Genomic DNA, 9,564 nt, shown 5'->3' with positions numbered 1-9,564 from the left:
CGTGGGCATGAGCGAACAGGTGAGTCTGAGGGAGGTCGGCGAGGCCGACCTCGAGGTGTTCTTCGCACAGGAGCACGATCCGGAGGCCGTGCGCCGGTCCAACTTCCCTCCCCGGGAACACGAGGCCTTCATGACGCACTGGAGGACCAAGGTCCTGGCGAACCCCACGTCCCTCGTCCAGGCGGTCACCGTGGACGGGGAGCTCGCGGGGAACCTGGTGGCGTGGTGGGACGAGGACCGCCGCTTCATCGGGTACTGGCTCGGGCGCCGGTTCTGGGGGAGGGGCATCGGTACGCAGGCGCTGGGACTCTTCCTGGAGAAGGAGACCAACCGGCCGCTGTACGCCGACCCCTTCGGGGAGAACACCGGCTCGGTGCGGCTGCTGGAGAAGCACGGCTTCGGGCGCGCGGGGACGGTCCTGTACGACGGTAAGGAGCACATCCTGCTGGTGCTGGAGGACAACAGCTGACCCCATCCCCTGGGCCCGGGCCCAGGGGGCGACCCGCCCGGTCGCCCCGGAGCGGCCGGGCGGGTCGCTGATGGGGCGTCGTCCGCCCGGCCGAGGCACGCGGATGTTCATCGACGCGACGCCCTGCGGGGGTCGGCGGCCGGGACGGGCTCGACCGTCGGCCGCCCGGGTGCGTCCCGGCGCCCGGCCGTCGGGCGACGGCCGGGCGCAGAGAACCCGGCCTCGCCCGGACAGTGGGCATGCCCCGCGGGCGTCCCACACCGCCGCGACGCCCGCCCCGGACCACGCGCCACGCGCCCCGTAGGCACCACCCGCCCGGGTGTCCCACGCGCCCCGCCCGCCCTGTGCGCACCACCCACCTCTGACCACACCGCACGCGCCACGCACCCCGTAGGCACCACCCGCCCGGTGTCCTGCGCGCGCCCGTGCCCCGTGCGCACCACCCACTCCGGTGTCCTGCGCGCCTCGCGCCGCACGCGCGCCTCGACGTCCCGCCCGTGGCTTCCGCCCTGCCGGCCTCGGCGGGCTCCACGCCGGCCGCTCGCCCGATGCGTGCCGCCGAGGGGCCGGGAGCGGTCGTCGTATCCACCGGTCACGCCTGCCGTACCGCCGACGAGCCCTCTTCCGTCCCCCGTCCGACGCGGCTCCCCCTTGCGACGGCACCGCACCTGCCTGCGGGTTCGCGGGCTGCCCGCGGTCCCCGCCCGCCGGGTCCGGCGGGCGGCCCCTTCGTCGGCCGCCCGCTGTTCACCTGCCCTCCACCGGAAAGACTCCTGAAATCAACCCGTGATTCTCATGGGCTCCTCATGCGCCGTTGGTTGCGTGTGCGTGGCCGGTCGGTCCGCAACGTACGAGCAAGGAGGCGCATGGTGTTCCTGACGAAGGCAGCCGCGGCGCGCGAGGGCCAGGCAGACGACAGTGGGGACGCGGGGAGCGAGGAGCCGCTGCATGTGGCCAGCCGGCTGCACGCCTTCAACCGGTTCGAGCTGAAGTACCTGGTCCCGGTGGAGCAGGCCGCTGACATCCGCGACGAACTGGCTGAGCGGATGGACCGGGACCTGAACAGTCCGGTCGGCGGGTACGGCGTGTGGAGCCTGTACTACGACACCCCTCAGCTGCGGTTCTACTGGGAGAAGATCGAAGGCCTGAAGTTCCGGCGCAAGCTGCGGATCCGGCACTACGGCGACCTCGACGGCGTCACCGACGCGTCACCGGTGTGCGTGGAGATCAAGCAACGGGTGAACCGGGTCACGCAGAAGCGCCGCATCACCCTCCCGTACGGCGTGGCACGGCGCCTGTGCGACGCGCGGGAGACGGTGGACCACTCGGCGAAGGAGAGCGCCTTCATCCAGGAGGTCCTCGACCTGATCGTGCGGCTGAACCTACAGCCCACCGCGATCACCGGGTACCAGCGCGAAGCCCTGGTCGGACGGGCCTCGGACACAGGCCTGCGGGTCACCTTCGACCGCCGGATCCGCGGCCGGGACCGCGACTTCCACTTCGGTACCCGGACACCGGAGAACCGGTTCACCATTCCGCCGCACATGTCGGTCATGGAGATCAAGGTGAACGAGCGCACGCCGTACTGGATCACGGACCTGGCCGCCCGCCGGAATCTGAACCTGGTGCGGATCAGCAAGTACGTGCAGTCCATCGAGGCGTTCGGGCTCGCCCCGCGTTCGGTCTTCCACGTCGACGAGGCGGACTGCCCGCCGCCCACCACCCCCGATGAAGAGCAGCCGCAGGAGCAGCGGCCGGCGCAGCACGATGCGTCGTTGAAGGTAGGAGCACAGTGAATTTCGATCTGCAGGAACTCAGCGGGACGTTCAGCGTCGCCGATGTGGTCGCCGCCATGGCGCTCTCGTTCGTCCTGAGCACGGTGATCGGGTACACGTACCGGTACACGCACCGCAACGTCTCCTACAGCCAGTCCTACGTCCAGACGCTGGTCATCGTCGGCATGATCGTCGCCCTGATCATGCTGGTGGTCGGCTCGAACCTGGCGCGGGCGTTCTCCCTGGTCGGCGCGTTGTCCGTCGTCCGGTTCAGGAACGCGGTGAAGGAGACGAGGGACGTCGGCTTCATCTTCCTGGCGATGGCCATCGGCATGGCCTGCGGTGCCCGCTTCTACACGCTGGCCGCCGTCGGCGCCGTCGTGATCTGCGCCGTGATCCTGGTCATGTTCAAGTTCAACTGGTTCGCCCTGAACGTCCAGCGCCAGGTCGTCAAGGTCCAGGTGCCCGCGGGCGAGGACTACACGCCCGCCATCCGTGACGTCCTGATCAAGTACACCACCGAGTTCGAGCTGGTCAGCACGGAGACGATCCGGGGTGGTGCGCTCAACGAAGTCTTCTACACGGTGCGGATGAAGAAGGGCACCGAACCCGGGGACCTCGTCACGGCCCTCCAGGAACGCACCTCCGGACAGCGGGTGACGGTGCTGACCGGTTACGACACGACGGACCTGTGATGGGCGGCGAGACCACCGCGCGGCGCAGGCGGCGGCTGCGGGACCGCGTCCCGGTCCGGCTGCGCCACTACTGGAAGCCGACCGCGACGCTGGGCGTCGGGCTCGCCGCAATGGTCTACTTCCTCGGCGACGCGCGGATCTCCCCGTACGTCACGTCCTCCTCCCGGGTCGAGGCGGACGCCATCACGGACGATGTCGCCGGGGCCGTGGACCTGTACGACACCTCGGTGTCGCACTCGATCCAGCTCACCTACAAGCAGACCGACTTCGACAAGATGATGAAGGAGTTCAAGGAGGACGGGAACAAGGACTACATCGAGGCGGACCTCGTCATCGACGGCGCCCACCTCGATGACGTCGGCATCCGGCTCAAGGGCAACTCCACCCTGTCGTCCCTGCGGGGCAGCAAGGGCATGCCCGGTGGCGGCCGGGCCCTGCCCGGTGCCCCCCAGGGCGCTCCGGACGGCGCCGCCGGAGGCCGGGACCGCGGCCAGGGCCAGAAGGCCGGCGGCGGTCCCGGCGGAGCCGGCGGCATGGGCGGGATGGTGCAGTACGACCTCTCCGCGAGCAGGCCCGAGGAACTGCCCTGGCTCGTGAAGATCGACGAGTACGTCGAAGGCCGCGCCTACCAGGGCGAGCGGGAGATCTCTCTGCGCCCCGGCAGCAACGGTCAGGTCCCGCTCAACGAGGCGCTGGCGCTGACCCTGACGAAGGAGAGCGGGCAGAAGGCCGAGCGGTACGGCTTCACCGAACTGAAGGTCAACAACCGGCCCGCCGTGGCCCGCCTGATGGTCGAGGCACCCGACACCGACTACGCGGACGACGTCGCCGACGGCAACGGCGTCCTGTACAAGGCGAAGGCGAGCGGCAGTTTCGAGTACCGCGGTGACGACCCCAGCGACTACGAGAGTTCCTTCAAGCAGCTCAACAAGAAGGGCAGCCGGGACCTCGAACCGGTGATGAAGCTCATCAAGTGGGTGAACAGCGCCTCGGACAAGGAGTTCGCCCGGGACCTCGGCACCTACGTCGACGTCGCATCGCTGGCCTCCTACGTCGCCTCACAGAATCTGCTGCTGAACTTCGACGACATGGCAGGCCCCGGCAAGAACTACCTGCTGTGGTACGACCTGGACACCAAGAAGTTCTCCGTCCTGGGCTGGGACTACAACCTGACCTTCAGCGGTGACGCGACCGCGGGGCCGGACGACTCGGTCGGCATGGGCGGCATGCCCGGAGGCGGCGCCGGTGCCGGGAACAAGGCCGGTGAGGGCACCGCCGACGGGAAGCAGCAGCCGCCCGCGGGTGGGGCAGCCCCCTCCGGAACACCTCAGGACCAGCCCGGCGGAATGCCGGACGGAATGCCCGAGGGAATGCCGGAAGGACTGCCCGAGGGAATGCCTGAAGGGATGCCGGAGGGAATGCCGGGCGGGGACGCGAAGGGAGGCTTCATGCAGCACGTCCTGAAAACCAGGTTCCTCGAGTCCGAAGCCTTCGACGACGTCTACAAGAAGGCGTACCAGGAGCTGTACCGGAAGTTCTACGGCTCGGGCTCGGCCACGGAGGCGCTGAAGTCCATCGCGGAACAGGCCCGCTCGGCGGGAGCCGGTTCCAAGGAACTGGACACAGCGGTGACCGAGCTCACCAAGACCGTCACGGACCGGTCGACTGCTCTGGCCAAGGACAGCGAAGTGACCGGCTGAGACCCCGGCATCCCGGGCCACTGTGCCCGGGATGCCGGAACAGTCACGTATGTGATCTCGTGTACAGGTTTCCCGCCTACCATTGCGCCGCATGACCAGGACCCGCCCGGTGCGGTCCCACCTGCCCGTAGCCCGAGGTGCCAGAACGTGATCGACCAGCACACCCCCACGCGCACCCCCTCGGCCGGACACACCGTCCTGGTCGTGGAGGACGACGCCAGCATCCGCACCCTGCTCACGTCCGCGCTGAACGCGGCCGGCTACACCGTGGCCAGCGTGGCGACCGGGCAGGCGGCCATGTTCGAGGCCGGCAGCCGCCGGCCCCACCTGATCGTCCTGGACGTCATGCTGCCCGACACCGACGGCTTCCAGCTCACCCGCGATCTGCGTGCGCAGGGTGTCTACACGCCCGTCCTGTTCCTCACCGCCCGGGCGGGCGTCGAGGACCGCATCATCGGCCTGAGCTCCGGCGGCGACGACTACGTCACCAAGCCCTTCCACGTCCAGGAGGTGCTCCTGCGCGTCCGCGCCATCCTGCGCCGCAGCAACGCGCCCGCCTCCAGCACCAGCCCGCCCCGGCGCTACGCCGACCTCACCCTGGACGAGGCCACCCACGAGGTGAGACGCGGCGGCCACCCGCTGAAACTGTCGCCCACCGAATTCCGGCTCCTCTCCTGCCTGCTCACCCACCCGGAACGGGTGCTGGAGAAGGCGGAGATCCTCCAGCAGGTCTGGCAGTACGGCTTCTCCGGCGACACGCGTATCGTCGACACCTACATCAAGAACCTGCGCCGCAAGATCGACCGCGAACCGCCCGTACTGATCCACACCGTTCGCGGCGTCGGCTACTGCCTGCGGCTGCCGCGCGACGAGACGCCCACGGCCGACCGGTGAGCAGGCTCGGCCGCCTGCGTCCCCGCTCCCTGCGCAGCCGCCTCATCCTGATCGCCGTCCTGCTGGCCACCGGCGCCGTCCTCCTGTGCCAGTTCGCCGGCCTCACCGTCATGCGCAGCTGGCTCACCGACCAGGTCGACGACCGCCTCTCCCACTTCCGGCCCCCGGACCGTGTCTACGACGACGTACGGGACCAGGGAACGCTACGGCGGCCGACTTCGGACGACGCGCTCCCCTCGGACTACCGCGTCTACATCTACGACGAACACGGAAGGCTGCTCCGGACCTCCCTGGGGAGCGACACGGGGGCGGGGCCCCGGCTCCCGCGAAGCGTCTCCGACCTGCACCTCACGCCGGGACGCCCGAGCACCCTGCCCGTCGGGGACGGCGCCACCGGCTCCGGATGGCGGGTGATCACCTACCCGGGCCCGGACGGCATGCGCGCGGTCGTCGCCCTGCCGCTGGACACCGTGGACGGCGCCACCACCAAACTCCTCTGGCTCAGCCTCGGCCTCGGCGCGGCCGTCGCCGTCGGAGTCGTCGCCCTGGGCAACGGCGCGATCCGCCTCGGCCTGCGCCCGCTGACCCGCGTCGAGCGGACCGCCCAGCACATCACCGAGGGCTCCCTGGAGCTCAACGTGCCCGTCGACAACCCGGACACCGAGGTCGGCCGGCTCGGCCTGGCCCTGAACACCATGCTCGACCGGCTGCGTACGGCGCTGCACCGTACGGAGACCTCCGAGGCGCAGCTGCGCCACTTCATGGCGGACGCCGGACACGAGCTGCGCACCCCGCTCACCGCCATCCAGGGCTTCGCCGAACTCCTCCTCGACGAGCCGGACATGTCCGCCCGGCAACGCCGCGACGCACACCACCTGATCCTCCACAACGCGGACCGCATGAGCCGCCTCGTCGACGACCTGTTCCTGCTGGCCAAGCTGGGCGACACACCGCTCACGCACCGGGAACCCGTCGACCTCCTGTCACTGGCGGCCGACACCATCGCCACCACGGCGATCCGCCACCCCTCCCGCACCATCATCCTGGAGCCCCTGGAGCCCCTGGAGCCCCTGGAGCCCCTGGAGCCCCTGGAGCCTGCGGCCGCCCGGTCGGCGGGTCCCGAACGCGACCTGGACGTCGTCGAGACGCCCGGCGATCCCCACCAACTCGCCCAGGTGCTGGGAAACCTGCTGTCCAACGCCTCCACCCACACACCCGCCGCCGGCCGCATCCACGTACGGGTCGGCGCCACCCGCGTCCGTACGCCCGGTGCTCTCGGCAGCGGCCGTCGGATGCTGCCCGGCACACCCGTGTGCGTGGTCGAGGTCGCCGACGACGGTCCGGGGATCAAGCCCGACGAGGCCGCCCGGGTCTTCGACCGCTTCTACCGCGCGACCCCGCTCGTCCCCCGGCCCGAGGCGGACCTCGGGACCGTCCCCGAACCCGGCTCCGGCCTCGGGCTCGCCATCGCCGCCGCCATCACCACGGCGCACGACGGCCGCCTCGAACTCGACAACCGCCCCGGCGAAGGCTGCACCTTCCGCCTGATCCTGCCCGACTCGACCACCGCGCCGAAGGACGACACCGATGAGACTCGCCACGATCCGGCTCACGCGTGACCGCACCGCCGCCGCAAGGGTGGACAGGAGACACGTCACGCTCCTGCCCCACACCGACGTCGGTGCCCTCATCGGTTCGGGCCCCGACTGGGCACGGCGCGCCGCGGCCCACACGGGCGAGACCCTGCCCCCGCACGCCGCCGCGACGACGGAGCCCGTGCTCACCCCGGGCAGGGTGCTGCGCGTGGGAACCAACTACCCCTCGCGCGGGAAGGAGCTGGACGAGCGGTTCCAGCAGGCACCGTCGATGACGATCACCCGGCCGCGGACCGTGGTGGGCGCACGGTCGGCCCTTCCTCTGCCCGACCTGGCCGTGTCCGGTCCGCTCACCGCATGGGGTGTCGAACTCGGCATCGTCATGGCGAGCCCCGCCAGGGGCATCGCGGCGGCCGACGCCCTCCGGCACATCGCGGGATACGTCGTGGTCTGCCACCTGCCCGCCCTGGACGGCTCGACGGAGCCGCCGTGCTCCCGAACGGGAGCGGAGTCCGAGGCCCCCTCCTCGGCCCTTCTCGTCGGCCCGGCCCTCGTCACCGCCGACCAACTGCCGCCCGGCGGGCGAGGACTGACGCTCACGGCGGAACTCGACGGCCGACCGGTGCAGAGGGCCAACTCCTCCGCACTGCACTTCGACGCCGCGACCCTCACCGCCCACGCGAGCACCCTGACCACGCTGCGACCCGGCGACCTGATCACCACCGGCACCCCTGGCGGAACCCTCGGCAGCCCTCTCGCCCCCGGCCGGAGTCTGCGCGTGGCGATCAAGGGCCTGGGCGAGATCGACGCCGGCTTCACCGCCGCGACCGCCGGTCACGCCCCATGAGGTGGAGCACCCGCACGCGGCCCGTCCCGACTCCGTTGCGCCGGAGGACCGACCGGGGTCGACATCCCCGCCCGACGGGGGGCGGGGACGGCACGGACCGTCCGGACCCTACGGTGATGGTGCGTCAAGCGGCAGCAAAGGCAGCCGAATCGCCGTCAGGCCGCCGTTCAGCCGGTGGTCCGGGGTGGTCCGCCGGTGGTCCGAAACTCCTGTATGATCATCACGTTGCTTCGGTTCGCACGAAGCCGCGCGTCTGTGGTCCAAGGAAAGACGCCCGTCTGCCGACGGGAAATGTAGGTGCAAGGCCTGCCGGGCGCTCAAGGATGAAGTGGCCCCCCTCGATCGAGGGGGGCCACTTCGTCGTTGCACGGCCATCGGCCCCGCATGGCGCCGTGTTCGCACTCGGGACCCGGCCCCGTCGCAGTCCCCGTCCCGCGACGGCTGGTCGACCGGACTGTTCACCACCGGTGCCCGGTCTTTTGCTCCGCCCCCGTTTTTGACATCGTGGTCCTGTGTTCCGGCTGTGTTTCTGCCCGGCCGGGCAGGTTGCTTGATCGCAGGGGGAGAAGTGATTGAGACCGTTTTCAGAAGCAAGGACGTTCCGCCGGAGGACCGCTTCGACCGCTGGCGGGAGCTGATGCGTCAGTGCACGGCACCGCTGGAGCTGGACAGTGACTACCGTGATGATTTCAGGGCGTCCCAGCGCCTGCTCGATCTCGACGGCATCCCGGTGTGGCCGACGAAGTTTCAGCCGGTCCGGTTCCGGAGGACGGCGAAACTGATCCGGCAGTCCGACCCCGAGCAGGTCAACATCTCGATTCCCTTCGAGGGGACGCTGTATGCCGTCAGGGACGGACACGAAGTGGCCTACCGGCCCTACAGTCTGTGCGTCGTCGACAGTTCGCGCGAAATCGAGGTCCGGACGACCGACCGTCAGGTGGGGATCGGCCTCGACGTCCCCAAGGCACTCCTGCCGCTGTCCGGAAACGGACTCGCGAGGCTGAGCCGGTACCAGCTCTCCGGCAGGGAGGGGTTCGGCGGCCTGCTGACGTCGTTCCTCGGCCGGCTCGCCGAGGACTCCTCCTCCTACCGGAAGCAGGACGGGGTGCGACTCGCGAGAATCGCCGTCGATCTGCTGTCCGCGCTCTTCGCGCACCACCTGGGGACCGAGAGCGACCTTTCACCGGATAGCCGCCGTCAGTCCCTGACACTCAGCGTTCGGGATTTCGTTCAGCGGAACGCCGCCGACCCGGACCTCACGCCCAGGGTGGTCGCCGTGGCACACCACATCTCGGTCAGCCACCTGCACCGGCTGTTCCGGGACCAGGGAACCACGGCCGCCGCTCTGATCCGGCACACCAGACTGGAAGGCGCGCGCCGAGATCTGACGGACGGGTCCCTGCGCGACACGGACGTACAGAACATCGCGTTCCGTTGGGGGTTCGCCAGCCACTCGACCTTCACCCGGGCATTCCGCGCCGCATACGGCCGGCCGCCGCGCGACTACCGCCGGCAGGGTGCCCTGCCCGGTTGAAGCGTCCTCCGGGTGCGTACGTGGCCGAGCTGAGCCATCGGGAGAGGAGGGTGCC

At 70.3% G+C, this 9,564-nt stretch carries 8 protein-coding genes; all 8 read left to right on the top strand.

Annotated features, from left to right (window positions below; translation table 11 throughout):
• The first annotated feature begins 7 nt into the window (after positions 1–7).
• Positions 8–469, top strand: coding sequence for a GNAT family N-acetyltransferase (locus tag ACFVS9_RS14565; RefSeq protein WP_383117984.1), 462 nt, complete (start codon positions 8–10; stop codon positions 467–469).
• Between the two features lie 950 nt (positions 470–1,419).
• Positions 1,420–2,265: a polyphosphate polymerase domain-containing protein gene (locus tag ACFVS9_RS14560; RefSeq protein ID WP_389932375.1), complete on the top strand. Its 846-nt coding sequence runs from the start codon at positions 1,420–1,422 to the stop codon at positions 2,263–2,265.
• Positions 2,262–2,939, top strand: a complete 678-nt coding sequence (locus ACFVS9_RS14555) for a DUF4956 domain-containing protein (RefSeq protein ID WP_383116528.1) — start codon at positions 2,262–2,264, stop codon at positions 2,937–2,939. Before ACFVS9_RS14560 ends, ACFVS9_RS14555 begins: the two co-directional genes overlap by 4 nt.
• Positions 2,939–4,639, top strand: coding sequence for a CotH kinase family protein (locus tag ACFVS9_RS14550; protein ID WP_389932198.1), 1,701 nt, complete (start codon positions 2,939–2,941; stop codon positions 4,637–4,639). Before ACFVS9_RS14555 ends, ACFVS9_RS14550 begins: the two co-directional genes overlap by 1 nt.
• Before the next feature lie 147 nt (positions 4,640–4,786).
• Complete coding sequence (locus tag ACFVS9_RS14545) at positions 4,787–5,533, top strand: response regulator transcription factor (RefSeq protein ID WP_383116526.1); 747 nt, start codon at positions 4,787–4,789, stop codon at positions 5,531–5,533.
• Entirely contained in the window at positions 5,530–7,152 is a 1,623-nt protein-coding gene (locus ACFVS9_RS14540; protein ID WP_389932194.1) for a sensor histidine kinase, read from the top strand. Before ACFVS9_RS14545 ends, ACFVS9_RS14540 begins: the two co-directional genes overlap by 4 nt.
• Complete coding sequence (locus tag ACFVS9_RS14535) at positions 7,121–7,975, top strand: fumarylacetoacetate hydrolase family protein (protein WP_389932191.1); 855 nt, start codon at positions 7,121–7,123, stop codon at positions 7,973–7,975. The genes ACFVS9_RS14540 and ACFVS9_RS14535 overlap by 32 nt, the downstream gene beginning before the upstream one ends.
• A gap of 523 nt (positions 7,976–8,498) precedes the next feature.
• Complete coding sequence (locus ACFVS9_RS14530) at positions 8,499–9,509, top strand: AraC family transcriptional regulator (protein ID WP_389932188.1); 1,011 nt, start codon at positions 8,499–8,501, stop codon at positions 9,507–9,509.
• Positions 9,510–9,564 lie beyond the last annotated feature (55 nt).

The sequence above is a fragment of the Streptomyces sp. NPDC058008 genome (assembly GCF_042886395.1).
Lineage (GTDB): Bacteria > Actinomycetota > Actinomycetes > Streptomycetales > Streptomycetaceae > Streptomyces.
Note: the sequence above shows the minus strand (reverse complement) of the source record. Positions and strands in the feature narration are given on the sequence as shown.

Excerpts from the sequence above, each read along its gene's own strand:
- ACFVS9_RS14565 (WP_383117984.1), top strand. The coding sequence starts at position 8 with ATGAGCGAACAGGTGAGTCTGAGGGAGGTCGGCGAGGCCGACCTCGAG.
- ACFVS9_RS14550 (WP_389932198.1), top strand. The coding sequence starts at position 2,939 with ATGGGCGGCGAGACCACCGCGCGGCGCAGGCGGCGGCTGCGGGACCGC.
- ACFVS9_RS14535 (WP_389932191.1), top strand. The coding sequence starts at position 7,121 with ATGAGACTCGCCACGATCCGGCTCACGCGTGACCGCACCGCCGCCGCA.